Origin of the sequence: Streptomyces sp. CA-106110 (assembly GCF_050936285.1) — a bacterium.
Classification (GTDB): Bacteria; Actinomycetota; Actinomycetes; order Streptomycetales; family Streptomycetaceae; genus Streptomyces.
The window spans coordinates 6645225-6670159 of the sequence record NZ_JBNJNB010000001.1 but is presented as its reverse complement, the minus strand read 5'-3'; the positions used below and the strand labels follow the sequence as shown (position 1 = coordinate 6670159).

25 protein-coding genes, 1 tRNA gene and 1 pseudogene are annotated in these 24935 nt (G+C 70.0%); 13 read left to right on the top strand and 14 right to left on the bottom strand.

Going from position 1 to position 24935, the window contains the following annotated elements; translation table 11 throughout:
* Positions 1 to 59: 59 nt before the first annotated feature.
* Both ACQEXA_RS30775 and ACQEXA_RS30770 read right to left on the bottom strand, forming a co-directional pair.
* The gene (locus ACQEXA_RS30775) at positions 60 to 1217 is read right to left on the bottom strand and encodes a SchA/CurD-like domain-containing protein (RefSeq protein WP_432929473.1); all 1158 of its coding nucleotides are present in this window, start codon (positions 1215 to 1217) and stop codon (positions 60 to 62) included.
* A 172-nt stretch (positions 1218 to 1389) separates the two neighbouring features.
* Complete coding sequence (locus ACQEXA_RS30770) at positions 1390 to 1542, bottom strand: hypothetical protein (RefSeq protein WP_432940056.1); 153 nt, start codon at positions 1540 to 1542, stop codon at positions 1390 to 1392.
* On the opposite strand from ACQEXA_RS30770, the pseudogene ACQEXA_RS30765 reads away from it, so the two are divergent.
* Positions 1477 to 1747: pseudogene (locus ACQEXA_RS30765) on the top strand (FAD-dependent monooxygenase); the annotation flags it as partial. The gene ACQEXA_RS30770 and the pseudogene ACQEXA_RS30765 overlap by 66 nt on opposite strands.
* 81 nt (positions 1748 to 1828) lie before the next feature.
* Positions 1829 to 2287, top strand: coding sequence for an FAD-dependent monooxygenase (locus tag ACQEXA_RS30760; RefSeq protein WP_432939294.1), 459 nt, complete (start codon positions 1829 to 1831; stop codon positions 2285 to 2287).
* A gap of 7 nt (positions 2288 to 2294) precedes the next feature.
* Here the strand turns inward: ACQEXA_RS30760 and ACQEXA_RS30755 are convergent, their stop codons facing one another.
* Together ACQEXA_RS30755 and ACQEXA_RS30750 are read right to left on the bottom strand one after the other, a co-directional pair.
* Positions 2295 to 4820, bottom strand: a complete 2526-nt coding sequence (locus tag ACQEXA_RS30755; RefSeq protein WP_432929474.1) for a SpoIIE family protein phosphatase — start codon at positions 4818 to 4820, stop codon at positions 2295 to 2297.
* A 328-nt stretch (positions 4821 to 5148) separates the two neighbouring features.
* Positions 5149 to 5715 (bottom strand): YbhB/YbcL family Raf kinase inhibitor-like protein, encoded by a 567-nt coding sequence (locus ACQEXA_RS30750; RefSeq protein ID WP_432929476.1) that lies wholly within the window; start codon positions 5713 to 5715, stop codon positions 5149 to 5151.
* 200 nt (positions 5716 to 5915) lie between these two features.
* Here ACQEXA_RS30750 and ACQEXA_RS30745 point away from each other — a divergent pair, with 200 nt between their 5' ends.
* The 7 genes from ACQEXA_RS30745 to ACQEXA_RS30715 all read left to right on the top strand — a co-directional run bounded on the left by ACQEXA_RS30745 (position 5916) and on the right by ACQEXA_RS30715 (position 11019).
* Positions 5916 to 6371, top strand: coding sequence for a MarR family winged helix-turn-helix transcriptional regulator (locus tag ACQEXA_RS30745; protein ID WP_432929478.1), 456 nt, complete (start codon positions 5916 to 5918; stop codon positions 6369 to 6371).
* A gap of 244 nt (positions 6372 to 6615) precedes the next feature.
* Positions 6616 to 6891 (top strand): hypothetical protein, encoded by a 276-nt coding sequence (locus ACQEXA_RS30740; protein WP_432929480.1) that lies wholly within the window; start codon positions 6616 to 6618, stop codon positions 6889 to 6891.
* 159 nt (positions 6892 to 7050) lie between these two features.
* Complete coding sequence (locus ACQEXA_RS30735) at positions 7051 to 8433, top strand: IS701 family transposase (RefSeq protein WP_433130520.1); 1383 nt, start codon at positions 7051 to 7053, stop codon at positions 8431 to 8433.
* Positions 8434 to 8482: 49 nt separating this feature from the next.
* The gene (locus ACQEXA_RS30730) at positions 8483 to 9544 is read left to right on the top strand and encodes a hypothetical protein (RefSeq protein ID WP_433131667.1); all 1062 of its coding nucleotides are present in this window, start codon (positions 8483 to 8485) and stop codon (positions 9542 to 9544) included.
* A gap of 329 nt (positions 9545 to 9873) precedes the next feature.
* Positions 9874 to 10365 carry a DUF2975 domain-containing protein gene (locus tag ACQEXA_RS30725; protein ID WP_432929483.1) on the top strand — a complete coding sequence of 164 codons (492 nt, stop codon included), beginning with the start codon at positions 9874 to 9876 and terminating at the stop codon, positions 10363 to 10365.
* Positions 10365 to 10586: a helix-turn-helix domain-containing protein gene (locus ACQEXA_RS30720; protein WP_432929485.1), complete on the top strand. Its 222-nt coding sequence runs from the start codon at positions 10365 to 10367 to the stop codon at positions 10584 to 10586. The genes ACQEXA_RS30725 and ACQEXA_RS30720 overlap by 1 nt, the downstream gene beginning before the upstream one ends.
* Before the next feature lie 151 nt (positions 10587 to 10737).
* Complete coding sequence (locus ACQEXA_RS30715) at positions 10738 to 11019, top strand: hypothetical protein (protein WP_432929487.1); 282 nt, start codon at positions 10738 to 10740, stop codon at positions 11017 to 11019.
* An 81-nt stretch (positions 11020 to 11100) separates the two neighbouring features.
* Here ACQEXA_RS30715 and ACQEXA_RS30710 read toward each other — a convergent pair.
* Positions 11101 to 11174, bottom strand: a tRNA-Thr gene (locus ACQEXA_RS30710).
* 228 nt (positions 11175 to 11402) lie between these two features.
* On the opposite strand from ACQEXA_RS30710, the gene ACQEXA_RS30705 reads away from it, so the two are divergent.
* The 3 genes from ACQEXA_RS30705 (at position 11403) to ACQEXA_RS30695 (ending at position 13969) form a co-directional block, all read left to right on the top strand.
* Positions 11403 to 12539 carry an ABC transporter ATP-binding protein gene (locus ACQEXA_RS30705; protein WP_432929489.1) on the top strand — a complete coding sequence of 379 codons (1137 nt, stop codon included), beginning with the start codon at positions 11403 to 11405 and terminating at the stop codon, positions 12537 to 12539.
* A gap of 209 nt (positions 12540 to 12748) precedes the next feature.
* Positions 12749 to 13195 carry a hypothetical protein gene (locus ACQEXA_RS30700; protein WP_432929491.1) on the top strand — a complete coding sequence of 149 codons (447 nt, stop codon included), beginning with the start codon at positions 12749 to 12751 and terminating at the stop codon, positions 13193 to 13195.
* A 42-nt stretch (positions 13196 to 13237) separates the two neighbouring features.
* Positions 13238 to 13969, top strand: coding sequence for a nucleotidyltransferase family protein (locus ACQEXA_RS30695; protein WP_432929493.1), 732 nt, complete (start codon positions 13238 to 13240; stop codon positions 13967 to 13969).
* Positions 13970 to 14076: 107 nt separating this feature from the next.
* Here the strand turns inward: ACQEXA_RS30695 and ACQEXA_RS30690 are convergent, their stop codons facing one another.
* From ACQEXA_RS30690 to ACQEXA_RS30660, 7 genes are all read right to left on the bottom strand, one after another.
* The gene (locus ACQEXA_RS30690; protein WP_433131665.1) at positions 14077 to 15786 is read right to left on the bottom strand and encodes a DoxX family protein; all 1710 of its coding nucleotides are present in this window, start codon (positions 15784 to 15786) and stop codon (positions 14077 to 14079) included.
* A gap of 138 nt (positions 15787 to 15924) precedes the next feature.
* Positions 15925 to 16863 (bottom strand): 23S rRNA (guanosine(2251)-2'-O)-methyltransferase RlmB, encoded by a 939-nt coding sequence (gene rlmB, locus ACQEXA_RS30685; protein WP_359405050.1) that lies wholly within the window; start codon positions 16861 to 16863, stop codon positions 15925 to 15927.
* Between the two features lie 96 nt (positions 16864 to 16959).
* Positions 16960 to 18360, bottom strand: coding sequence for a cysteine--tRNA ligase (gene cysS / locus ACQEXA_RS30680; protein ID WP_432929498.1), 1401 nt, complete (start codon positions 18358 to 18360; stop codon positions 16960 to 16962).
* 132 nt (positions 18361 to 18492) lie between these two features.
* Complete coding sequence (locus ACQEXA_RS30675) at positions 18493 to 18900, bottom strand: PPOX class F420-dependent oxidoreductase (protein WP_432929499.1); 408 nt, start codon at positions 18898 to 18900, stop codon at positions 18493 to 18495.
* 54 nt (positions 18901 to 18954) lie between these two features.
* A complete protein-coding gene (gene ispF, locus ACQEXA_RS30670; RefSeq protein ID WP_432929501.1) occupies positions 18955 to 19449 on the bottom strand; it encodes a 2-C-methyl-D-erythritol 2,4-cyclodiphosphate synthase in 495 nt (164 codons plus the stop codon).
* The gene (ispD, locus tag ACQEXA_RS30665) at positions 19439 to 20227 is read right to left on the bottom strand and encodes a 2-C-methyl-D-erythritol 4-phosphate cytidylyltransferase (protein WP_432929503.1); all 789 of its coding nucleotides are present in this window, start codon (positions 20225 to 20227) and stop codon (positions 19439 to 19441) included. Before ispD ends, ispF begins: the two co-directional genes overlap by 11 nt.
* 374 nt (positions 20228 to 20601) lie before the next feature.
* Positions 20602 to 21084, bottom strand: coding sequence for a CarD family transcriptional regulator (locus ACQEXA_RS30660; RefSeq protein ID WP_003953493.1), 483 nt, complete (start codon positions 21082 to 21084; stop codon positions 20602 to 20604).
* Between the two features lie 690 nt (positions 21085 to 21774).
* Here ACQEXA_RS30660 and ACQEXA_RS30655 point away from each other — a divergent pair.
* Positions 21775 to 22425, top strand: coding sequence for a DUF461 domain-containing protein (locus ACQEXA_RS30655; protein ID WP_432929505.1), 651 nt, complete (start codon positions 21775 to 21777; stop codon positions 22423 to 22425).
* A gap of 406 nt (positions 22426 to 22831) precedes the next feature.
* Here the strand turns inward: ACQEXA_RS30655 and ACQEXA_RS30650 are convergent, their stop codons facing one another.
* Entirely contained in the window at positions 22832 to 23512 is a 681-nt protein-coding gene (locus ACQEXA_RS30650; protein ID WP_009340348.1) for a response regulator transcription factor, read from the bottom strand.
* Complete coding sequence (locus ACQEXA_RS30645; protein ID WP_359405068.1) at positions 23509 to 24777, bottom strand: sensor histidine kinase; 1269 nt, start codon at positions 24775 to 24777, stop codon at positions 23509 to 23511. The genes ACQEXA_RS30650 and ACQEXA_RS30645 overlap by 4 nt, the downstream gene beginning before the upstream one ends.
* Positions 24778 to 24935: the final 158 nt, after the last annotated feature.

Below are 24935 nucleotides of genomic sequence, written 5' to 3'. Positions count from 1 at the left end.
CTCCGATGGTGTGCTTCGTCGACATGGGGGCGTGGCCGCCGCGGCCCGCGGGGTTCCGCTCAGGCGTCGGGCGAGGACCGGCGGTCGGTGATGGGTTCCATGCGGGCGAACGCGAGGAATCGCGCGAAATCGCCGTTCTGCAGCGCGGCACCGTCCGCGCCGACGGCCGCTTCGTCGAGGAGGGCGCCCATCTCGGCCGCCCGTGCGCGGTCCGCGAGACCGAGGGACAGGCCCGGGTCGGCGTCGACGTCGCCCCGCACGTCGATCAGCCGCACCACGATCTCGTCGCGCTGGAAGATCGTGCTGCTGCAGACCGGGTAGCGGGGATCCTCGGCCGCCGCCGCGTCCTGCTGGGCCAGCAGCCGGGCCAGCTGCATACCGCAGCCCTGCCGGGCCGGGTAGTACAGGGCGTGCCGCTGCGCCTCCGAGCAGGACTGATCCCCCGTCACATGGTGCACGGCGGGCAGCGCCGCCCGGGTGAAGAAGACTCGGGCGGCCTCCGGGTCGTTGAGGTCCCGTTCGAGCTCCAGATACGGGTTGATGGCCTCCTCGACGGCCCGGATCTCGGGCTGCTGTGCGACATGGCGCAGCGCGGCGAGCAGATCGCCCTCCACCTCGATCGCCCGCACGACCCGGTTGCCGTGCATGAACAGCGAGGTGCGGCACAGCCGTGTGGTGTCGTCGACCTCCGACTCGGGCGAGGCGTAGTCGGCGAGGATCTTGGCGACGACCTGCTCGCTGCCGGGCTTGACCGTGAAGGTGAGCGCATGACGGATCTTGCCGTCGCCGATCCGGGGAGCGACCTGGAGACGGCGCTCGGAGGCGCCGGCCCGCGCCTGTGTCCCGGTCTCGCGAACGATGTGGAAGCGCAGCGAGCGGGTGTCCCGGACACAGCTGTGCAGCGGTCGCACCATCTGCACGTGCTCCTCGCTGTTCACCCAGTCGAGGAAGGGCGGGGCGCTCTCCCACTCACTGGTGATCAGCCACTGGGACGGATTTTCAATCGACTGGCAGAGCTGGTCACTCATGTGTCCGGGTACGGACGCGACCTGGCTGCACAATTGCTCGTACGCCTCCAGGAACTGCTGCTGAGCTCCGTCGTAGACATCCACCAGCAGCACGACACGCAGCCCGGAGCCGTCGAAGACGGACTGGGACACCCGTTTCGACACCTGTCGCGCCAGCGGTTCTGAAACACGTTCAGACGTTGTGGTCATCCTGGACACTTCTCCTTCACGAGGGGGCGGAGGCAACGTCGAGCCGCGGGTGACGCGACGTCAGCGTTCCTCGATCGTGTGCCGGTCGCAGGGAGTGCGCGACTCGTATGAACCACGTGGGTGACTGCGCAGGCGGACCCTCTCCCGGAGGGCACGGAAACTGCGGCGCGCCTCACACCCGCGCCTTTTCCTCCGGAGGCAACCGATGCGTGAAGGAGCCGACCACCGGGTTCCGGTCCTCGTCGCCGGCCGCTCCGTGATGGGCCTGTCCATGCCGCTTTTCCCGGGCCACCACGGGGTGCGGCACACCCTCACCGAGCGGCACGCCGCACCTTCCGTCCACCCACGTGGACGCGGCAACTACGCCCGGACGATGGAACTACAGCCAGAACGACCTCGAATCCGTCCTGCTGCGCGGCGCCCGGGAACTCGGCGGCGACCTCAGGTACTTCCACCTCATGGAGGCCTTCGAACAGCACCCCGAAGGAGTGACCGCGGGCGTGCACGACCGGAGCAGCGGACGGCGCCGCACGGTCTGCGGGGACTACCTCGTCGCGGCCGACGGCCCGCGCAGTCCGGTCCGAACTGCACGCCGACGCGGTCGGTGTTCCATGCCGGTGACTGTGCCCACGAGATGCCCTCTCACCTGGGCCGCCGGCTCGAACACCGGCATCCAGGACGCGCCCGATCTGGCGTGGAAGCCGGGCGCCGTGCTCGGCGGCTGGGCACGGACAAGGGCTGCTGGAGAGCTAGGGAGCCGAGCGCCGGCCCTGACCACCGGTACCCGCGCCTCCGCCCGCTCCGTGGAACACAGCCACCCGGGCTTCTCCCCGGTCACCGGCGCAGGACTCGACGGCACCCGGAGCGGCATGCTCGCCGTCGCCCTCAGACGCCGCTCCCCCCGGGGGTGCCGCCGTGGGTGCGGATCCGACCAGCCGGTGGTGCCCGCCCCGGATGCGGCTGATCGGCGGACCCAGGAGCCGGGTCCGCAGCTGTGGCTTCGGCGCGCCGGCGCCCGGCTGTCCACGCTCGACCCGCACGAGCGCTCGATGGTGCAGACCCGTCGTTGACGGCATGTCACACAGCGAGCCCCCTGCCGGATTCGAACCGACGGCTTTCGCAGGACGGTCCGGCCGATCGGGAGCCGGATGTGCGAGGCAGGTCCTGTTCGGCCCACACGACCTTGCCGCCCGATTCCCAGCGGGAGCCCCAGCTGCGGGACATCTGCGCGACCAGGCCGAGTCCGCGGCCGTTCTCGTCCACGGGGCTCGCCCGGCGCGGACGCGGGGCGTAGGCCTCGGTGTCGGACACCTCGCAGGTCAGGACCTTGTGCCGCTTCAGGCACAGACCTATCGGGCCGGAGGCGTGGCGGACGGCGTTGGTGACCAGTTCGCTGACGATCAGCTTTGTGGAGTCCTCGAGATCCTCCAGGCCCCAGGCGCTCAGCTGACGGGACGCCAGGTTGCGCGCGCGGCAGACGGAGGTCTCGTCGGGGGGAAGCGTCCAGGAGGCCACCTGGCTCGGGGCGAGGAAGCGGGGGCGGACGAGGAGCAGGGTGATGTCGTCGCACGACGCCTGGCTCGGGAAGGACCTCGTCGCGATGTCGCAGAGGTCTTCCAGGGACCGGCCCGGTTGTGCCAGGGCGGTACCCAGGCGGTGCATCCCCTCCTCGATGTCGTGGTCGCGGGCCTCGATCAGGCCGTCGGTGTACAGGGCGAGCAGGTATCCCTCGGGCAGTTCCAGCTCCACGGCCTCGAAGGGGTCCCCCAGCCCGATACCCAGGGGGGTACCGGTGGGCAGGTCGGGGAAGGTGACCCGGCCCTGCGGGTCGACGATCGCAGGCGGGGGATGTCCGGCTCCCGCGATGGTGCACCGGCGGGTGGCCGGGTCGTAGACGGCGTACAGGCAGGTGGCGCCGACGGTCGGCGGGAGCTGGTCCGGGGCGTCGACGTCTTCTTCCTCGGCCAGCCGCTGGACCGTGTCGTCGAGACGGGTCAGCAGTTCGTCGGGGGGCAGCTCCATGACGGCGAGCGTGCGCACGGCTGTGCGGAGCCTGCCCATGGTCGCGGCGGCGTGCAGGCCGTGCCCGACCACATCACCGACGACGAGGGCCACCCGCGCGCCGGACAGCGGGATCACGTCGAACCAGTCGCCCCCGACTCCGTGGTCCACATCGGCGGGCAGGTAGCGCGCGGCCGCCTCGACCGCCATGCCGCCCTTCAAACGATGGGGGAGCAGGTTGCGTTGGAGCGTGAGGGCCGCGGTGTGCTCACGGGCGTACCGGCGGGCGTTGTCCAACGACAGCGCGGCGCGGCTGACGAGTTCTTCGGCCAGGAGCAGGTCGGCCTCCTGGAACGGCACGGGATGCTCGGTGCGCACGAACAGCACCACGCCCAGCAGGCCGCGGCGCGCGCGGATGGGAACGGCCATCAGCGAGTGCATGCGGTTCTCCCGCATCCTCTGGGCCAGCACCGGTACGCCGTCGGTCCACAGGCCCGGAGCGATGTCCAGGGTGGGCTCCAGATGCGATCTCCCGGTGCTCAGGACGGCGGCGAACGGTGAGGCGGGAAGCACGGGGACCGGCTCACCGCGCACCCACGGGGATTCCGGCACTCCTTGGTGGATCGAGGCCAGACCGGCCCGTCGGAAAACGGGGAGGCGCCCGTCCGTCGGCCCGATGCGGACCGGGGGCCCCTCGCCGAACGAGACCGACTGTTCCAGGTCCACGGCGACATAGTCGGCGAGCAGGGGCACGGCGAGGTCGGCCAGCTCCTGGCTGCTCTGCATCACGTCCAGGGTGCCGCCGAGGCGCGAGTTGACCTCCCCGACGACGGCGAGACGCTCGCGGACCTGCCGGTTCTCCGTGACGTCGGCGCTGATGACGCACACCCCCAGTGATTCACCGTCAGCGCCCTGGAGGCAGTTGAACGAGACCGCGAACGGGTGCTCCGGGCCCTGGTTCGTCGGCAGCCACGTCCGGTACTCGTGGACCTTCGTCGTACCGCTTTGGATGACCTGCCGCATCACCGCCTCGTGTGCTTCGGCCTTGGCACCGGGCAGTGCCTCGGTGAAGCGGCGTCCGAGCCGCCGCTCAGGGGCAAGGCCGTCGTGGCTCTCCATCACGTCGTTCACGAAGGTGCACCGCAGCTGCCGGTCGCGCACAGCGACACCGATCGGCGCGCGCGCCAGGAGCAGCCCCCGCACCGATCCGTTCACCACCTCCCCGGACAGCGCGCCGGTGTCGGTCACCGACGCGAGCCAGCGCGCTGCTCCGTCCTGACCCCGCAACATCGTGATCCGCAGGCTGACGTCGAGCACCCGGCCGTCCCGGTGGCGCACCGCCGTCACACCCGGCCAGCCGCTTCGGGCACGGCACTGCTCGACGAACGCCGATGTCGTCGCCGCTTCCCAGAAGGACGGCAGCACCAGTGCGGCGGACCGGCCCACGACGTCCCGGGCGGAATATCCGACGAGGCGTTCTGCGGTCTTTGTCCATCCGGCGACCACCCCCTGATCGTCGAGCAGCGCGATTGCCGTGTCGGACATGTCGGACGCAGTCAACTGCTTACCGAGTGTCGCTGCGTCGAGGGTGGTCATCGTCATCGAGTTGCTGTCCTCGGGTGTCTGTAGGGTCGGCTGCACAGGACGCGAAAGCATGATTCGCCCCTTTTGGATATATGACCGACTAAAGCCCTGTTTTATGACGGCACTGCAGTGGTGGCCGATACGGCCACGGCCCAGGTCGATGTCCCCCGTGAATGCCGAACGCCCCGGACCGACCATCGGCCCGGGGCGTTCGTACCGCTCAGCGGTGGAGCCCCTGTCGAATTCGCCCCGTGAGCACGTACCCGGCGCCGAAGCGGCGTCGGGATGCCCGGAACGAATCCCCCCTGCCGACGAGTGCCCGGGGGCACGGGATGTCGGGCAGGTGCTAGCGGATTTCGTAGGTCCCATCCAGTCGGGCGCGGCCGATGACGTGGCCGGCGATGGCGGCGATCACCTCATCGAGGGCACAGCCGGCCGGCAGCCCGGGGGCCTGGTCGAGGGCGAAGAGCTGGAAAACATAGGCGTGGGGTCCGTGCGATCGGATCGGCATGGGTCCGGCCCAGCCGCGGCGGCCGAGGCCGCCTTTCCCGTGCCGGATGCCCGGAACCGGGCTGGGGTCGGCGAGGCCGTTCTCCGGGATGCCGTCCAGGGAGGGGTCGATGCCCAGCGTGAGCGCATGGGTGGCCGGCTTCCCGAGAGGGACGTCGGGATCTTGCACGATGAGCACGAGCTCGACGGCGCCGGCCGGCGGCCGCGTCCAGGTGAGGGCGGGTGAGATGTTCGCGCCGAACAGCCTGCCGCGATGCCTTTCCGGCATGGGTGCCCCGTGATCGAAGGCGGGGCTGGTCAGGGTGAAGTTCTCCGGGGCCTGCAGGTCGGGGCGGACCCAGACGAGGGTGTGGTGACCGGCGCGCCGGTTACGCAGTGCGACGCCAAGGGGGTTTGCGGGCATGACTGCAACTCCTCCTAACTGTGAATCTCGCTGCCTATGAGCCCGAGTTGCGGCCGGCGGCCGGCCGGCGACATGAGCACGGCCGTCGTCGCGTCGTCGCATGCCTCGGGGTACGGGGCACGGGGCACCGCGCAGTGAGCGCGGAGCCGGTGCTCACTGTTTAGGTATAAGAAAGATCTCTTTAGGTATACTAAAGAACTATGGAGAAGAAGGCAACTGAAGATCAGCCCGCCGAGGCAGAGGCGGCCGACCTCGGTGGACAGTTGCGCTCCGCCGTCGGACGCCTGTACCGCCGCTTCCGCAGCGAGCGCCCCGAAGGCAGCCTCGGAGACGCGGCACTCGCCGTGCTCACCCGTCTCCACAAGCACGGACCACAGACCCTCACCGAACTCAGCGAGCACGACCGGGTGTCGCCTGCCTCCATGAGCCAGACGGTGAACCGCCTCACCTCAGCCGGCTACGCCGTACGCACCCGCGACCCGGACGACCGCCGCAAAGTGCTCTTCAGCGCCACCGCAGAAGGCGACGAACTCGCCGGCGCCGCCCGGGCCCAGCGCAACGCCTGGCTAGACGAACAGCTACGCGCCCTCAGCGCCGAGGACCGCGCGGTGATCGCCCGCGCCTCAGCACTGCTCATCAGCATCGCCGACTCCTGACTGGCCTTCACCACCCGCACGGGCCGCCGGATCCTTCGTACCTCCGTGCGGCTCAGCCGGCCGTTGGGACCGCCCCGAACCTGCTCGGCATCTTCGTCGTCCTTCCCACACATCTGGTCGCATGCGGCAAGGCCGGCGTGGCGCCGCAGCCCGGGGCGGGTGAGGTGAGGCCGACTCAAAGCAACCTGACATGATCGCATCGCCCCAGCTCACGCGCGGTAGGGCCTGTGAAAAGAGGGCGATCATGGGGTTGCTGATCTCGGACGTATTCCTCATTGTTCTCGAATGTGGCCTGATGGGGATACAGCTTGTCGGTGCGATCCTTATTCTTTTGAGTTTGACTTTGTTCGTCAGGCATTACGCGACTGCGCGTAGGCGAAAAATCGGTGGCGGCCTGCCGGAAGTGACGCCGTGGGCGGCGTATGCGCTTGGCGGCATCGGTGTTTTCTTCCTGGTTCCCGCCTCAGTAGCGCTCTTTACCGGGAAGTGGCTAGGCGTTTTCGAAACCTGGGTGGTGTAGGTGCAGCGGCTCTGGACGGACCGTCACCCCTGCTAACGTCCCCTCGTGCCTTCGGAGATACCGCGCCTGGTACTCCAGTCGCACTTCGTGATCTGACGGGGCGACGGGCGGGGTGGGGGCGCCGGGGCATGGGCGAGGCCACCTGTTGATCATGGTGTTGTGACGCAACATGAAGATCAGGCGGCCTCTGCCGTCAGCATAGATCCCTCGCTGTTCCAGGAGAAGTTCGACGAGCTCTCCGCCGAGCTGGCCCCGCTGTTCGCCCGCCGCGAGCCTCGGGCACACGCCTGCGCGTACATGCGCGGCCTTCTGGCCGACCTGCCGCGCAAGAACTGCTGGACCGTGGCCGAGCACGCCGGGCAGACGCGGGCGTTCGGGATGCAGCGCCTGCTCTACCAGGCCACCTGGGACGAGGACGGCGCCCGCGACGCGGTGCGGGACTTCGCCATACGCCACCTGGCCGCGCCCGGGGCAGTGCTGGTCTTCGATGAGACCGGACAGGAGAAGAAGGGCACCGCCACCGCCGGGGTCGGACGCCAGTACACCGGCACCACCGGGCAGGTCAGCAACGCCGTGGTCGCCGTGTACTGCACCTACGCTAGCGCCCTGGGGCACTGCCTGATCGACGGCGACCTGTACGTCCAAGACCACTGGGCCAAGGACCCCGACCGGTGCGAACAGGCCGGACTGGGAAGGAACTTCACCTTCCGCACCAAGACCGCCATCGCCCTGGAGCAGGCCCGGCGCACGCTCGCCGTCGGCGTCGAGGTCGACTGGGCGGCGGGCGACGAGGTCTACGGCCGCAGCTCCAAGCTGCGCGGCTTCTTCGAGGAACAGGCCATCGGCTACGTCTTCGCCGTCGGCGTCAACTTCCAGGTGCCCACCGGAGCCGGGCCGATCCGGGCCGACCTGCTCGCGGCATGGAAGGTCCCCAAACGAGCGTGGAACCGACTCTCGTGCGGACAGGGCGCCAAGGGGCCACGCGCCTACGACTGGGCGCTGGTCGCCACGGCCGGCCCCCGGCACCATCTGCTGGTCCGCCGCTCCCTCACCGACCCCACCGACCTGGCCTTCTTCTACACCTACGTGCCACCGGGCCGGTCCATGGCACTGGCAGACCTCGTCAAGATCGCCGGGATCAGGTGGGCGGTGGAGGAGGACTTCGCCAACGGGAAGGACGCCGTCGGCCTGGACCACACCCAGGCCCGCCGCTACCGCTCCTGGCGCCGACACGTGGTGCTCGCGATGGCCGCGCTCGCCCTGCTCGCCGTGATCGCCAGCCTGGACCGACGCACCCATCCCGACCCGGTCCTGCCCACCGACGGAGCTGCCGAACCGCCCGAGGACTTCGGTCAGATTGCCCTGACCGTCACCGAGGCCCGCCGCCTGTTCCAACTGTTCACCGCTCTACTGCGGGACCTGCCCACCGCCCTGGCGACCCGCCGCATGGCCTTCCACCTGCAATGGTCCACCTGGCGACGTCGCCACCAAGCCCGCTCCCGCTGGCACCACTACAAGCGACGCCTCGCCGCCCTCGCCTGAACCCACGCCCCGACCACCCGTCAGATCACGAAGTGCGACTGGAGTACTGGTGGACGAACTCGTCACACAGATGAAGTCCGGCTCCGCTCCCGCTTACCGAGCCGCGATGGAGCGGCTTGCGGACACCGCTCAGGCAGGAGGTCCCGAGAGCCTAACGGCCACCGTGGAAGCCCTCGCGCCCTTGCTGCCGGGTCTGGGCGGGGACTTCGCGATGACCGCGGTTCTGGCGGGCGCCTGCGTCGAGTGGGGTGCGTCCCCCATGGCTCTCGTCGACGTGCTGCCGCAGCGTGCCTCGGAAGCCATGATGCTCAACGAGGTGGTGCCGGAATTCTGGGCCAAAGCAGCACGCGGGCGGCCACTGCCCGAACCGGTGAGCGCCAGCAGCCCTCAGTTGGTGCGGACGCTGACCAGACTGACTCGATGGCGCCGGGGTGTCGACAAGGGCACGATGACCCGCATCGCCATGTCCTGGTTCGACATGGAGGACTGGCTCAAAGCCCTGATCACCGTCATGGCGGACGCAGGTTTCCGTGCGGCAGTCTCCGACGACGTCAAAGCCGAGTTGCGCGAACATGCCGCCGCGGTCGGACACCGGTCTCAGCTGGCTGCCTGGGTCGGCGCGCTGGCTGCCGTCCTTGACGATGAGCCGCTGGTCGTCATCGACCCCCGCACACATCGGGGATACGCCTTCACGATGAGTGGTATCGGGGACAACGGCCAGTTGCACATCCTCCTGGCGGATCGACTCGTCGGGGACCCCGGGCAAGGCCTGGTCGCTGGGAATCGCCCAGCGCGGTCCTGGGTCGAGGCGGCGACCAGCGGCAACCCCTACCTCGGCCCCGACGACCCGGCGATCCGCTGCTTCCGCCTCTTTGACGGCCGGGGGACGTACATCAGCCCGGAAGGCGTGCCCGCCGACATAGACCCCCTCGACGGCACCCGCGTCCTCGTCCTGCACCCGCCGAACGGCAACTACGCCATGGGCGTTGGTCGAGTGTTCGAGCACATGATGCCGACCCTCCGTCTCGACCGGATCCTGGAATCGACCGAGACGCAGCACTGGCTCGCCCGACTGGCTCCCGCCGTCGAGAACGACCTGATGGCCAACTAAGAACCGCCGCACCCCCTCGTTCCGCGCACCCTGACATGGGCTGACACGACCATCGATCGCGGCTCAGCCTGAAGCCGCCTCGTTCGGCCGGCGCGACTCGGACGGCACCCGGGGCCAGGGTCAGGGCTTCGGCGTAGTCGGGTGGCGTCCGATTTGTACTCAGCGAGGCCGACCTCGACAAGATCAAGACGGTTCGCGCGAACGCCGTGCCATGGGAGGCGGCGGCGTCCCGCCACAGTGCGAAACCGCCGCCCACCCTCCCTCACAGCTCTTGCCTCATCTATCGAGATTCGATAGATTCCCATCGCAACTCGATGGAAGGATGGGTCATGGGAAAGCTGGCAGTACGTGCGCTGCGCGCCGTGCTCGTGGTGGTGCTCGCCGGCACCGTGTTCGTACAGGCAGGGATGGTGTGGGCGTTGGTCAGCGGGAACGACCCGGAGGACGGATCGCTCCCTCTGACGCCGCTGCGCGTGATCACGATCCTGGGCATGGTGTCGGCCCAGGTCGCCCTGGTCTGCGTATGGCGGCTGGTGACGATGGTGCGACGCGGAACCGTTTTCTCCCATGCCGCCTTCCGGTACGTGGACGGCGTGATCGGCGCGTTCGTGGCGGCTGCCCTCGTGTGGTTCGCTGTCACGATCATCAATGCGCCGGGCCAGCGGGACGACCCGGGCGTCACCGTCATCATGGGCGGGGTCGGCGTGGCCATCCTGGGCGTCGCGCTCATCGTGCTCGTGCTGCGGATGCTGCTCGCCCAGGCCGTGGCGCGCGACGCCGAAGCGGCGCAGATGCAGGCCGAGTTGGACGAGGTGATCTGATGCCGATCGTCGTCGACATCGACGTGATGCTGGCCAGGCGGAAGATGTCCGTGGGCGAGCTCGCGGAGCGCGTAGGGATCACGCCCGCCAACCTGGCGGTACTCAAGAACGGCCGCGCCAAGGCGGTGCGCTTCGCGACGCTCGCCGCGCTCTGCGAGGCGCTCACGTGCCAGCCGGGCGACCTGCTGCGCTGGGAGGCCGAGGACGCCGCGGGCGGATGACGTACCACCCGGGGGCGTGAAAACGCCCAAGAACGGCCGAGCCCTCCCCGTGCCTCTCCCGCTGATCTGCCTGTCGGCTCTGCGCCGGCACCGGATGTGACAGACCGAGGCGGCCCGGCGAAAGGGAGTGGAGCCGTCCCCGTCCTCGTACATGTTCACCACCCGCACCGGCCGCCCGATCGATCCGCAGAACATCAACCGGTCGTTCTTCCCGATTACGGCCGCCGCCGTCCTTCGGCGCATCCGCCCACACCACGCCCGGCACGGCTGCATCACGCTCCTCACCGCGGACGGCGTGGCTCCCCGCGAGATCCTCGGTAACAGCCAGATCAGCATCACGATGGACGTCTGCACCCACGTGACATCGGACACACAGCCCGAGGCCATCAGCCACTTGGACCGCCTGGTCAGGCGCCGCCTCGACCGTGAGTGACCGCCCCCGTTGATGTCACCCGTGGATGTCAAACGCCCCGGACCGATCATGGTCCGGGGCGTTGGTACTGCTGGGCAGGGGAGCCCCCTGTCGGATTCGAACCGACGACCTTCGCTTTACAAGAGCGGCGCTCTGACCAGCTGAGCTAAGGAGGCGTGCACATGCGCGCCTGTGCAGTGTACCCAGGTCCGGGACCGGCCCTGTCGAAAATTTCCGCGAAGTTCACAGTGGCCCGAGTGCTGACAGAGCAGGTGAACGCGAGGTACCGTCCTGAGCCAGTTCACTCGTGTGGACTACACCACGACGGAACCCCCGTAGTGGACACACCACCTTTACAACGGATCGTCCGGCACGTTCCTGCCGGTGAAGGGGGCCCATTCACCATGGCCACTGTCTCGTTCGACAAGGCGACCCGGATATACCCGGGTTCCGAGAAGCCCGCCGTCGACTCGCTCGACATCGAGATCGAGGACGGAGAGTTCCTCGTCCTGGTCGGCCCGTCCGGCTGCGGCAAGTCCACCTCGCTCCGCATGCTGGCGGGGCTCGAGGACGTGAACTCCGGCACCATCCACATCGGTGAGCGTGACGTCACGCACCTGCCGCCCAAGGACCGGGACATCGCCATGGTGTTCCAGAACTACGCGCTCTACCCGCACATGTCCGTCGCCGACAACATGGGCTTCGCGCTCAAGATCGCCGGCGTGAACAAGGCGGAGATCCGCAGGAAGGTCGAGGAGGCCGCGAAGATCCTCGACCTCACCGAGTACCTGGACCGCAAGCCGAAGGCGCTCTCCGGCGGTCAGCGTCAGCGTGTCGCCATGGGCCGCGCCATCGTGCGTGAGCCGCAGGTCTTCCTCATGGACGAGCCGCTGTCCAACCTCGACGCCAAGCTGCGTGTCTCCACCCGTACGCAGATCGCCTCCCTGCAGCGCCGCCTCGGCATCACCACCGTCTACGTCACCCACGACCAGGTCGAGGCCATGACGATGGGCGACCGCGTGGCCGTGCTCAAGGACGGCCTCCTCCAGCAGGTGGACTCGCCGCGGAACATGTACGACCGTCCGGCCAACCTCTTCGTCGCCGGCTTCATCGGCTCCCCGGCCATGAACCTGGTCGAGGTCCCGATCATTGACGGCGGAGTGAAGTTCGGCAACAGCGTCGTGCCGGTCAACCGCGAGGCCCTGAAGGCCGCCGCCGACAAGGGTGACCGCACGGTCACGGTCGGCGTGCGCCCGGAGCACTTCGACGTGGTGGAGCACAACGGCGACGCCGCCGCGTCCCTGTCCAAGCACGCCGATGACGCCCCGGCGGGTCTCGCCATCTCCGTGAACGTCGTCGAGGAGCTCGGTGCCGACGGCTACGTCTACGGCACCGCCGAGGTCAGCGGCGAGTCCAAGGACCTGGTCGTCCGCGTCGGCGGCCGCCAGGTGCCGGAGAAGGGCTCGAAGCTGCACGTCGTGCCGCGGCCGGGCGAGACCCACGTGTTCTCCACCTCGACGGGCGAGCGCCTCACCGACTGAGCACCGCCCGGAGCGGGTCGCACCGCCACGGACTGACGAAGAGGGCCCCGCAGCCTGCTGCGGGGCCCTCTTCGTTGTCGACAAATACCCCGGCAAACAAGGCATTTCGATGTCGGCGTCAACCCCATACCTCGGAATTCCCGCTTCTACATCCCCCGAACCGGTGACTAATTGTCGCCAAATCACTACCCCGCGCTACCCTCACTCGCGTGAAGCACACCACTACTCCACGGACTCGGCGCGGCCGTGGCCCCGCCCGCCGGATCGGCCGCACCCCCGCCCTCGTACTGCCTGTCGTCCTGGTGCTGTCGGGGACCCTGGCGGTCACCCGCGTCAACTGGTCGGGCGGTTCCTCGAACTCGGTGCTCGCCGCCTCCGCCGAAGACGTCTCGACGCGCGCCTCCTCCCGCGCCCCGCAGGACGTGCTGCGCGACAAGCTCCTGCTGGAACTCCAGGAGACGAACCCCGGCGTCGCGCTCACCCACCTCCAGCAGGCGGTCAACGGCCGCCCGTCGCTGGCGAGGCACTGCGCCGCCATCGCCCGTGCCCTGGGCCGGGCCGCCGTCCGCATGTACGGCCCCTCGCGCGCCCAGTCCTACGCCCGCCCGGTCTGCGACACCTCCTTCGCCTCGGGCGTCACCGCGCAGCGCGGCTGAGGCCGCCCGGCCGGGACGGGGCGCGCGTCGTACAGTTCGGTCATGACCGATCCGAGCGCCGCCGCGCGCCCCGTCCAAGCCGTCATCCTGGCCGGTGGCCAGGGTTCACGGCTGCGGCCGTACACCGACGACCGGCCCAAGCCGATGGTGGAGATCCCGGGCACCGGGACGCCGATCATCGGGCACCAGCTCGCCTGGCTCGCCGAAGAAGGCGTCACGGACGTCGTGGTCTCCTGCGGCCATCTCGCCGACGTCCTGGAGCGCTGGCTGGACTCGACCGACCTGCCCCTCCACGTCACGACGGTCGTCGAGTCCGAACCGCTCGGCCGCGGCGGCGGGCTGCGGTACGCCGCCGAGCACCTCCCTCACCCCGACAAGCCGTGGTACGCCACGAACGGTGACATCTGGACCCGTTTCTCGCTGCGCGACATGGCCGACTTCCACACCGAGCGCGATGCCGTCGCCACACTGGCGCTGGCCCGTCCGCGCATCCCGTGGGGCGCCGTCAAGACGGACGGCTTCGGACACATCACCGACTTCATCGAGGCCCCGCCGTCGACGTTCGAGATCAACGCGGGTGTCTACGTCTTCGCCGCCGAGTTCGCCAAGCTGCTCCCGGAGCGCGGCGACCATGAGCGCACCACCTTCCCGCGCCTGGCCCGGGAACGCCGCCTGGCCGGCTTCCCGATCCCCCAGGGCGCGTACTGGCGGGCCATCGACACCGCGAAGGACCTCACGGAGGCGGCGAAGGAACTGGCGGCGCTGGGGCGTTGACGCCCCGCGGAAGTCCCGCCCATAGCACTCCGTCCCGTCCTGCCACACGAAGGGGCCCCGCACACCGGCGAGTGTACGGGGCCCCTTCCGCAGAGCCGCCCCAGGGGCTATCCCAGCAACCCGCCCACCAGGTGTTCCGAGCCTCCTGAGCCACTGCCTCCGGTGCTGCCGCTCGCCCCGCCCGTGGAGCCGCCGGTGCCGGTGCCACCCGAGGACGACGGACCCGCGCTCGTGCTCGGTGCCTGCTGCGCCGGTGCCGAGTGACGCGGCGGGACGTGGCCCGTGGTGCCCTGGGTCTGGCTCGGGCTGCCGCCGGAGACCGTGCCGGTCGCACCGGCGGCCGTGCTCGGCGTCGTGGCCACGCTCGACGGCGACGATGTCGCGCCGTGCGTCGACGCCGGCGAGTGGGGGGCCGAGGGGCTCGCCTTGTGCTGCTGCTCGCCCGGTGTCTCGGGCAGTGGCGAGCCCGGCAGTTCGTTGCGCGGCGCCTCGCCGGGGCCGGGCACGACCACCCGGTTCGCGTCCCGCACCGCCCCGCCGAGCAGCGATCCGACCAGCAGCGTCACCCCGGTCACCAGGGCCGTCACCAGCGCGCCGCGACGCAGCACGTACTGCCGCAACTGCCAGATGTCCGCCCGCGGTCCGAGCCGGCGCCAGGCGCTGCCCGCGAGCCGCCCGTCCACGGAGTACACGGGCGCCCCGGCGATGATCAGCGGTGACCAGGCGGCGAGGTAGATGATGTCGGGCGCGTCGTACGCGGGCGCCGTCCGCCAGTTCACGGTGACGATCAGGGCGGCCGACAGGAGCCCTCCGACCGAGGCGGCGACCCGCTGCCACAGCCCGAGGACCGTGAGCACGCCCACGAGCACCTGGAGGAAGGCGACGACGAGACCGGTGCCGACGGGATGGTGGAGCGCGAACTGCCGCAGCGGTTCGGCGACTTCCCAGGGGTGCAGCGTGTTGAGCCAGGTGACCATGGAGCCCCGCTTGCCGCCGTCGAAGTAGACGGGGTCGCAGAGCTTGCCCATGCCGGCGTAGGCCGAGATGGAGCCGAGGAAGATGCGCAGCGGCAGCAGCACCACGCCGAGGTTCATCCGGCGGCCGGGGTAATAGGCGTGCCGCACCGGGTCGGCACTGTGCCGCGGCGCCCGCCGTGTCGGCTCCCCGCCCCGGCCCGCGAACTCCCCTTCGTCGTAGGGGGATCCGGGGTACGCGGGTGTGTCGTACGCGGGCTCGTCATAGCCGGGTGGCGCGTAGGCCGGTTCGTCGTACGCGCTGCCGACGCTCCGCATGCGCGGCAGGAGCCGGGTCTCGCCATGGCCGTGCCGGCCCCCGACGGCCGGCGGCTCGAAGGTCCGCGTGGCCGGCCCGTCGTCGTAGCCGCCTGCCCCCGGCAGACCGTCGACCCCGACCCGGGGGATGACCTGGGTGGCGCCCGCGTCCACGGCCAACTCCTCGCCGTGGCCCACGCTCGAGCTCCGCACGGCCTGCAGCAGCCGGTGGGCCCCGGTGTCGTCGGGCGCGGACCTGCCGCTCCAGACGACGGGCCGACGGCGGCCTTCGGACGCCCCGCCTCCGCCGGCCGGACCGACGACGGACATGTGCGCCATGGTGTGCGGGGAGGTCACGTCCCGCGCGATCCGCGGGGACTGAGCACGCCGCGTGGACGCGCCCAGCTGTACGCGGAAGCTCGCATGATTGACGATGACCTGCGCCGGGTCGCTCGGCACCTTCACCATGCTCAGCGCGGGAGTGTCGTCGAATCCCGACGATCGGTCCCCCGTGGGTGTGCGGGGCGTTCTGGTCTCCACACTCATCTAACCGAGTGACGTGTGGTTAGGACACTGCTTTGACCGCGCCGATCTGTCCGGACCCCGTCAAGCTCGTCCTGCACGACCGAATGAGCCTGTACGGGCGAACACATGAACACCCGTACAGGCTCTCAGCCATGGGTGTCAGGCCCGTCGGCGGGCCGTCTCGTACAGCACGATGCCCGCCGCCACACCGGCGTTGAGTGACTCGGCGCCGCCCGGCATCGGGATACGCACCCGGAAGTCGCAGGTCTCGCCGACCAGCCGCGACAGCCCCTTGCCCTCGCTGCCGACGACGATCACGACCGGGCCTTCCAGGGCCTCCAGCTCGTCGACTTCGACCTCCCCGTCGGCGGCGAGACCGACGACCACGATCCCCGCCTTCTTGTACGCCTCGAGAGCGCGCGTCAAGTTGGTGGCACGCGCGACGGGCGTACGGGCGGCCGTACCGGCCGACGTCTTCCACGCACCGGCGGTCATCCCGGCCGCGCGACGCTCCGGCACGACGACGCCGTGGCCGCCGAAGGCGGAGACGGACCGGACCACCGCGCCCAGGTTGCGCGGGTCGGTCACCCCGTCGAGGGCGACGATCAGCGGGTCCTCGCCCTCGTCGTAGGCGGCGTCGGCGAGGTCCTCCGGGTGGGCGTACTCGTAGGGCGGGACCTGGAGGACGAGCCCCTGGTGGTTGAGTCCGTTGGTCATCCGGTCGAGCTCGGGGCGCGGGGCCTCCATGAGGTTGATCCCGCCGCGCTCGCCCGCGAGCTGCAGTGCCTCGCGCACGCGCTCGTCGTTGTCGATGAACTGCTGCACATAGAGCGTGGACGCGGGCACACCCTCGCGCAGTGCCTCCACGACCGGGTTGCGCCCGACGACCAGCTCGGAGGAGGACTTTCCGCCCGTACGGCGCTGGGGGCGCCCCTGCGACCGGCGGATCTTCGACTGCGCGGCGCGCTGCTTGGCGTGCCCCTTGCGCATTTCGGCAGGGGGAGTGGGGCCCTTGCCCTCCAGGCCGCGGCGCCGCTTGCCGCCGCTGCCGACCTGCGCGCCCTTCTTGCCGGACATGCGGCGGTTGTTCGCGGCCATGACCTACCCGTCTCTTGAAAGCGTCGTACGTACGTCTATGAAGTGTGCCGCCCGGAAGGCCGGGCGGCACAATCGATCATCGGATCGGTGCTGGGCTCAGCGCGGGCCGAGCGTCCAGCGGGGACCCTGGGGGCTGTCCTCGATGACCAGGCCCGACTGGTTCAGCTGGTCCCGGATGGCGTCCGCGGTGCCCCAGTCCTTGCGGGTCCGGGCCGCCTCGCGCTGCTGGAGCACGAGACCCACCAGGGTGTCGACCACACCGTGCAGATCATCGCCGCGGTCGCCCTCCCCGGCCCACTGGGCGTCCAGCGGGTCGAGACCGAGGACGCCGAGCATGGCCCGCACCTCGGCGAGCCGGGCCACGGCGGCCTCCTTGTCGTCGGCGGCCAGCGCGCTGTTGCCCTGCCGGACCGTGGTGTGCACGACGGCGAGCGCCTGCGGCACGCCCAGGTCGTCGTCCATCGCCTCGGCGAAGGCGGGCGGCACCTCGGGGGCGGGCTCGACGACACCGCCGGCCTTCTCCACGACGCGCTGCACGAACCCCTCGATCCGGGCGAACGCGGACTCGGCCTCGCGCAGGGCCTCCTCGCTGTACTCGATCATCGAGCGGTAGTGCGGGGTGCCGAGGTAGTAGCGCAGGACGATGGGCCGCCAGCGCTTGACCATCTCGGAGACGAGGACGGAGTTGCCCAGCGACTTGGACATCTTCTCGCCGCTCATGGTGACCCAGGCGTTGTGCGCCCAGTACTGCGCGAAGTCGTCGCCGAAGGCCTTGGCCTGGGCGATCTCGTTCTCGTGGTGCGGGAAGATGAGGTCGAGTCCACCGCCGTGGATGTCGAAGGCGGAGCCCAGGTACTTGTGGGCCATGGCGGAGCACTCCAGGTGCCAGCCCGGCCGGCCGCGGCCCCACGGGGTCTCCCAGGAGGGCTCACCCGGTTTGGCGGCCTTCCACAGCGCGAAGTCGCGCTCGTCCCGCTTCCCGGTCTCCCCCTCGCCCTCGGGCTGGCGCAGATTGTCCAGCTCCTGGTTGGAGAGTTCGAGGTAGTCCGGGAAGGAGCGCACGTCGAAGTAGACGTTGCCGTCGGACTCGTAGGCGTGGCCGCGCTCGATGAGGCCGCACATCATCTCGATCATCTCGGGGATGTGCCCGGTGGCCCGGGGCTCGTACGTCGGCGGGAGGCAGCCGAGGACGTCGTACCCCTCGTTGAAGGCACGCTCGTTCTCGTACCCGATCGCCCACCAAGGGCGGCCCTGCTCGGCCGACTTGTTGATGATCTTGTCGTCGATGTCGGTCACGTTGCGGATGAACGTGACCTCGTAGCCGCGGTACTCGAACCAGCGGCGCATGATGTCGAAGTTGAGGCCCGAGCGGATGTGCCCGATGTGCGGCGGCGCCTGCACGGTGGCACCACACAGGTAGATCGAGACGCAACCCGGCTTGAGCGGGGTGAAGTCACGGATCTGCCGGGCGCTGGTGTCGTGCAGGCGAATAGTCACGAGTCCAGGGTAGTGGGCCGGGACCAGTGCCTCACGCCCCTTCCGGCCAAGGGCGACGCATTCGTGACGAACGTCAGGAACACCGGCGCCCCGGACACGGCGACTCCCGACCAGGACGCCGGCAGCCGCCTCTCAGAGACTCCCGGCCACCTTGCGCGGGACGATCCGCACCACGACGCGTTCCGCGTCCTGCGCCGACGCCGGGTCGAACTCCGCGTACTTCTTCCCGGTGTACTTGAGCGAGAGCTCGTCGATGAACGCCTGCCCGCCCTCCGTCGTGATCTCCGCCGTGCCGCGGAACTCCGCGTACTCGTACGGCGACTCGGGGTCCTCGACCACGACGCTCACCCGGGGGTCGCGGTCGAGGTTCTTCTTCTTGCGCCGGTCGACGGTCGTGGAGACGAGGAGATGGTCGCCGTCCCTCTTCACCCATACCGGGGACAGCTGCGGGCTGCCGTCCGGCTGAACGGTCCCGAGAACGATGAACACGGGACCGTCGAGCAGGGTCTTGAGCCGGTCGGACAGTGCGGCGGTCGGCATGGCCACCTCCGGAACCTGGGTCACTGGTGGCTCTGCGGGTACCCCCGCACGCCCTCAGCTCACCTGCACCACGAGCGCGGTGGCGATCGCCATCAGCCCTTCGTCCCGACCGGGGAAGCCGAGACCGTCCGTCGTCGCGCCGGACACGGAGACCGGTGCTCCTGCCGCCTCCGAGAGGATCTTCTGGGCCTCCTCACGACGTTTGCCGATCTTCGGACGGGGGCCGACCACCTGGACGGCGATGTTGCCGACCTCGAAGCCCGCCTCGCGCACGATCCGCGCGGCCTCCGTCAGCAGCGTGACCCCCGACGCACCGGACCACTCCGGCCGCCCGGTGCCGAAGTGCTGTCCCAGGTCACCGAGGCCGGCGGCCGAGAAGAGCGCGTTGCACGCGGCGTGCGCGACCACGTCCGCGTCCGAGTGGCCCGCCAGACCGGTCCCCTCGCCCTCCCACTTCAGGCCGGCGCACCACAACTCGCGCCCCTCCTCGAAGGCGTGGATGTCGGTACCGATGCCGACCCGGGGCAGCAGCGGCGCCTCAGAAGCCATCGTTCAGCCTCCTGCGGGTCAGGACCGCCTCGGCCAGCACCAGGTCCAGCGGCCGGGTGACCTTGAAGGCCTCCTCGTGGCCGGGGACCACCACGACCTGCAGCCCGAGCTGCTCCACCATGCTCGCGTCGTCCGTGACGTTGTCCGTCACCGTCTCGTGGGCCCGGATCAGCGTCGCCCGGTCGAAGCCCTGCGGAGTCTGCACCGCGCGCAGCCGGGCGCGCTCGGGCGTGGCGACGACCGGTTCCGGCTCGCCCGGCGTACCGGCCGGCTCGACCTCCTTCACCGTGTCCGCGAGCGGCAGCGCCGGCACGACGGCCGGCGCGCCCTCGCGGACGGCCTCGATCACCGAGTCCACCGTGTCCACGGGAACGAGCGGGCGGGCCGCGTCGTGCACGAGGACGATCTCGTACTGCGGCGGCAGCGCGTCGAGGCCCAGCTTCACCGACTCCTGCCGCGTCTCCCCGCCCGGGACGACCAGGAAGTCGGTCCTTTCGGGGAGGGCGTGCGCGTCGAGCAGCGACTTGACCTCGGGCGCCCCGTCGGGCGGGGCCACGACGACCACGAGGGAGACCGCGCGGGAGGCCGCCATCGCGCGCACCGCATGGATGAGCATGGGCGTGCCGTTCAGCGTGCGGAGCGCCTTGGGGGCACCCGGACCGAGGCGGACACCGCGGCCCGCGGCGGGGATCACCGCGGCGATGGGGGTCTCCCCCGCCCGAGAGGCGCCGAGAGCCTGTGAGGCTTCGGTGGGCGAAGTGCGCGAATCGTCAGACATCGGTTCCTGTCAGGTTTGTTTGCTCGGCGGGGGTGGGTATGGCCTTGGGGGTACCCCCGGCCCGAGGCTGGGGGAGTGCCGGGCGCGACGCCCTGACCGGTCCCTTCCGTGACCTCCGGTCGAGCGGCGGCCCGGGCCCGGCCCGCCAAGTATCGGGGGGTTTCCCGTACCGGGGGTGTCCCGCCGGCGTACGGCACCGGGGCAGAGTCCCACCTTTCGGCGAGGCCCCGTGCCGTGATACCCGGGCACGAACATGCCGCAGCGCCCGGCGACTGCAAAATGCGTCATCGGGCACCGCGGCATGTGCATACGTGCTGTGCGCCGGTCCGTCCACCGGACTCCCCCGTCGGGAAGCGGGCGGGGCGGAACGAGCGTCAGGACGCGAGGACCTCGTCGAGCAGCGCCTCGGCCTTGTCCTCGTTCGTGTTCTCCGCGAGGGCGAGCTCGCTCACCAGGATCTGCCGGGCCTTGGCGAGCATGCGCTTCTCGCCGGCGGACAGTCCGCGCTCACGCTCGCGCCGCCACAGATCACGGACGACTTCCGCGACCTTGATGACGTCGCCGGAGGCGAGCTTCTCGAGATTTGCCTTGTAGCGACGCGACCAGTTCGTGGGCTCCTCGGCGTACGGCGCGCGCAGCACCTCGAAGACCCGGTCCAGCCCGTCCTGACCGACCACATCACGTACGCCGACGAACTCCGCATTGTCCGCTGGCACACGCACCGTCAGGTCGCCCTGGGCGACCTTCAGCACCAAGTAGGTCTTGTCCACGCCTTTGATCTGGCGAGTTTCGATGGCCTCGATCAGCGCGGCCCCGTGATGGGGATAGACCACGGTGTCGCCAACCTTGAACGTCATGTGACAGGTACCCCTTCCGTGGCTATCCAGGGTAACACGGAAACCGCGTCTTCTGAATGGCGTTTTCGCAGGTCAGGGCATATCTCGGGGCTTGACAACCACGACAGGAACGTGCTGCGCAGGGGGAGCGGAACGGGGTATTCGCAGGTCGGAGCGGCTGCGCGGGCGAGGGGAAACCCGCACGTTACACACATCGAAGGGCTCTGAACAGGTCCGAAACATCCCCCTCTGTCCCGCCTCAAGCGATCGACTTCCGCTACTCCGTTCGGTGCCCGGGAGGCCGGTACGAGACGAATCTTGAATTGATCAAGGTGCCGGATGAACCCCCGGCTGTTGTCCCTGTGATCGATTTTCGGACCGCCAAGCATTCCTTAAGGTAAATCCCCGAGCCGGGATCCGAGACGCTTATGTGAATGCAGGACAACATCGAGGTCAATGCGGCTGGTGAGACATCTGGGAACTCTGCGGCGAACCGTGCGCCGAGATGGGCTCGCCGTCCGGAGCGCCCGCCTCCGCCGTCCGGCGCGGATGCCCCGCCCGGGGGAAGTCGACAGCTTGCCGCGATGTTGGGGAGGGTCGGGTGCGGAGGCCGGGGAACGGCTCGGTAACCTATGGCCGCTGACAAACACTTAGGGCGGCTTTATCAGGGAGTCGTCCTGCTCCGCCCACGTTCAAGGAGTTGCCGCCGCCGTGAGCAGCAGCCTTCGACGCGGCGCCCTCGCCGCCGCCGCCATCGCGTTCTCGATCGCCTCGCTCGCCGCGTGCGGTGCCGGCAACAACGCCCAGACGCTCGAGATCAAGCCGGACAACGCGGCGACCAGCGTCGGGAGCATCAAGGTCCAGAACGCCCTTGTGATCACCCAGCCCAATGCGCAGGCCACCGGTCCCGCCGCGATCTCGGCGACGATCTTCAACACCGGCCGCACCGCGCAGACGCTGGACTCGATCAGCGTGGAGGGCGGCGGCACCGCCGAGCTCCGCCCCGCGAAGGGCAGCGGCCCGCTGACCATTCCGGCCCTCAGCTCCGTCATCATCGGCGGCAAGGACAATGCCGCCGCCACGCTGAGCAGCCCGGGCTCGGGCGTCCAGGACGGCAACGCGCAGAAGGTCACCTTCACCTTCAGCCAGACCGGCGACGTCAGCCTGCGGGCGTTCGTCGTCCCGGCCGAGAGTTACTTCACCAAGTGGGGACCGAGCAACGTCCCCGCGATGCCGACCGCCACGGAGTCGCCGACCGGGTCCGCCGGGAGCCCCAAGCCGTCGAAGCCGGCGACGGGCTCCCCCGCGGCCGGCTCCTCCGCCGAGGGAACGGCGACCGAGTCGAGCTCGACCAGGCACTGACACCGGAGCGGGCCGGCAGCGTCACACGCTGCCGGCCCGCCTTCGTCTCTCCGGACCACGCCCTCGCGCCGGCGCAGCCGCGCCCCGCGACCGCGGCGGCAGCCGCGCACCCCGGCTCCGGTACGGATCACCCACGCCCAGCGCCCGGCAGGGGGCGCCCCCCGGTACGCGCGAAGGGCGGTACCCCTCGCGGGGTGCCGCCCTTGGTCGTGCAGTACGCGCGCGTGGAGGCCCGAGCACTCCCTCGCGCGCGTTCACGGCACGTACGCCGCGTTCCGCCTGTGCGGATCTGTGCGCCGATCGGCCGCCTGCGCGCTGTGTGCGCACTCGGCCGCCTGTGCGCAGTCCGGCGCGCATGCGCCCCTGCGGGGCCTCTGCGCGCCGCCGCCTACGGCTCGCCCTCGGTTTACGGCTCGAACTTGTAGCCGAGGCCGCGGACCGTCACCAGGTAGCGCGGAGCACCCGGGTCGGGCTCGATCTTGGCCCGCAGGCGCTTGACGTGGACGTCGAGGGTCTTGGTGTCGCCCACGTAGTCGGCGCCCCAGACGCGGTCGATCAGCTGCATACGGGTCAGCACACGGCCCGCGTTGCGCAGCAGCATCTCCAGCAGGTCGAACTCCTTCAGCGGCAGGTCGACCTTCGAGCCGGACACCGTGACCACGTGGCGGTCGACGTCCATGCGCACCGGACCCGCCTCCAGGGCGGCCGGTGTCACCTCCTCCGGCTCACCGCGCCGGCGCAGGACGGCACGGATGCGAGCGACGAGCTCGCGCGAGGAGAACGGCTTGGTGACGTAGTCGTCGGCCCCTATTTCGAGCCCGACAACCTTGTCGATCTCGCTGTCCTTGGCGGTCACCATGATCACCGGGACATTGGACCGGCCGCGCAGCTGCCGGCAGACCTCGGTGCCCGGCAGGCCGGGCAGCATCAGGTCGAGAAGGACGAGATCGGCGCCGTTGCGCTCGAACTCGTCGAGACCGTCGGGCCCCGTGGTCGCGATGGCGACTTCGAAGCCCTCCTTGCGGAGCATGTAGGACAGGGCGTCGCTGAAGGACTCCTCGTCCTCGACGACGAGCACTCGGGTCACGGAAGGACCTCCGGGGCGGGAAGCGGTTCGTACGGGGATGAGACGGTGGTCGTCCCGTCAGAGCGGCCGGCCTCGTCATCGAGGTCGGACGGGTGGTCGGTCGCGCGGTCGCGGGCCGCACCCGCCTCCGGCAGCCGAAGGGTGAACGTGGAGCCCTGACCCTCGGAACTCCACACCGTGACCTCCCCGCCGTGCGAGGCGGCCACATGCTTGACGATAGCGAGGCCCAGGCCCGTACCGCCCGTGGCACGGGAGCGGGCCGGGTCGACGCGGTAGAAGCGCTCGAAGATGCGCTCCTTGTCCTTGTCTGAGATGCCGATGCCCTGGTCGGTCACGGCGACCTCGATCAGATCCCCGCCGTGCGCGGACACCCGCCGGGCGGCGATGCCGACCCGGGTGCGGGCCGGCGAGTAGTTGACGGCGTTCTCGACGAGATTGCCGAGGGCGGCGGCCAGTTGGCCACGGTTGCCCCACACATGCAGGTCGGCGGTGCCGCCGGCGGCCATGGTGATCTGCTTGGTGCCGGCCTGGTGCCGGCAGCGGTCGATCGCCTCGGCGACCAGCTCGTCGACACGTACGGGTTCGGCGTCCTCGAGAGGGTCGTCGTTCTGCACCCGCGACAGGTCGATCAGTTCCTGCACCAGGTTGGTCAGCCGGGTCGCCTCGATCTGCATCCGGCCCGCGAAGCGCTCCACGGCCTCGGGGTCGTCGGAGGCGTCCATCACTGCCTCGGAGAGCAGCGACAGGGCACCCACAGGAGTCTTCAGCTCATGGCTGACGTTGGCCACGAAGTCGCGGCGCACCGCCTCTATCCTGCGGGCCTCCGTGAGGTCCTCGACGAGCAGCAGCACCAGCCGGGAGCCGAGGGGCGCCACGCGCGCGGACACGGCGAGGGCTTCGCCCCGTCCGGTGCCGCGCCGCGGCAGGTCCAGCTCGACCTGTCGTATCTCGCCGTCGCGCCGGGTGTCACGTGCCATCTGGAGCATGGGCTCGACGGCGAGTTTGCCGCCGCGCACGAGTCCGAGGGCGTACGCTGCCGAACTTGCCTTCACAACGGCGTCGGCCTCGTCCAGGACGACGGCCGAGGACCGCAGCACGGACAGCACCGTGTCCACGCCGGGCGGAAGCACCGGGTCCGTGTGCAGGGAAGTGCGCGTGGGCCGCTTCTGGTCGCGCTCGCTCCAGCGGAACGCCAGCATGGCGATGACGCCGGTGAGCACTCCGGCGATCGCAGCCGCTGCGGCGACCGCCGCGTTCACGTCCATGCGTCCAGGTTAGGCATGCCGATACGCGAGTCCACAGCCATCAGAGTGCGACCTCGACCACTCGTCGCCCAGAGTTCACCTTGGAGCCAGTATCGGTTCATTTGGGGTGCCGGAAACGGTCGCGTAGGGACCGGAACGTGGCACCGTGGGTGCCCAGG

Coding starts and splice junctions, on each gene's coding strand:
- ACQEXA_RS30740 (WP_432929480.1), top strand. CDS start 6,616: ATGGGGTTGCTGATCTCGGACGTATTCCTCATTGTTCTCGAATGTGGC.
- rlmB (WP_359405050.1), bottom strand. CDS start 16,863: ATGGCCGCGAACAACCGCCGCATGTCCGGCAAGAAGGGCGCGCAGGTC.
- ispD (WP_432929503.1), bottom strand. CDS start 20,227: ATGTCTGACGATTCGCGCACTTCGCCCACCGAAGCCTCACAGGCTCTC.
- ACQEXA_RS30690 (WP_433131665.1), bottom strand. CDS start 15,786: ATGAGTGTGGAGACCAGAACGCCCCGCACACCCACGGGGGACCGATCG.
- ACQEXA_RS30720 (WP_432929485.1), top strand. CDS start 10,365: ATGCCGATCGTCGTCGACATCGACGTGATGCTGGCCAGGCGGAAGATG.
- ACQEXA_RS30695 (WP_432929493.1), top strand. CDS start 13,238: ATGACCGATCCGAGCGCCGCCGCGCGCCCCGTCCAAGCCGTCATCCTG.
- ACQEXA_RS30725 (WP_432929483.1), top strand. CDS start 9,874: ATGGGAAAGCTGGCAGTACGTGCGCTGCGCGCCGTGCTCGTGGTGGTG.
- ACQEXA_RS30675 (WP_432929499.1), bottom strand. CDS start 18,900: ATGCCGACCGCCGCACTGTCCGACCGGCTCAAGACCCTGCTCGACGGT.
- ispF (WP_432929501.1), bottom strand. CDS start 19,449: ATGGCTTCTGAGGCGCCGCTGCTGCCCCGGGTCGGCATCGGTACCGAC.
- ACQEXA_RS30775 (WP_432929473.1), bottom strand. CDS start 1,217: ATGACCACAACGTCTGAACGTGTTTCAGAACCGCTGGCGCGACAGGTG.
- ACQEXA_RS30660 (WP_003953493.1), bottom strand. CDS start 21,084: ATGACGTTCAAGGTTGGCGACACCGTGGTCTATCCCCATCACGGGGCC.
- ACQEXA_RS30705 (WP_432929489.1), top strand. CDS start 11,403: ATGGCCACTGTCTCGTTCGACAAGGCGACCCGGATATACCCGGGTTCC.
- ACQEXA_RS30645 (WP_359405068.1), bottom strand. CDS start 24,777: ATGGACGTGAACGCGGCGGTCGCCGCAGCGGCTGCGATCGCCGGAGTG.
- ACQEXA_RS30745 (WP_432929478.1), top strand. CDS start 5,916: ATGGAGAAGAAGGCAACTGAAGATCAGCCCGCCGAGGCAGAGGCGGCC.
- ACQEXA_RS30760 (WP_432939294.1), top strand. CDS start 1,829: ATGCCGGTGACTGTGCCCACGAGATGCCCTCTCACCTGGGCCGCCGGC.
- ACQEXA_RS30755 (WP_432929474.1), bottom strand. CDS start 4,820: ATGACGATGACCACCCTCGACGCAGCGACACTCGGTAAGCAGTTGACT.
- ACQEXA_RS30750 (WP_432929476.1), bottom strand. CDS start 5,715: ATGCCCGCAAACCCCCTTGGCGTCGCACTGCGTAACCGGCGCGCCGGT.
- ACQEXA_RS30715 (WP_432929487.1), top strand. CDS start 10,738: ATGTTCACCACCCGCACCGGCCGCCCGATCGATCCGCAGAACATCAAC.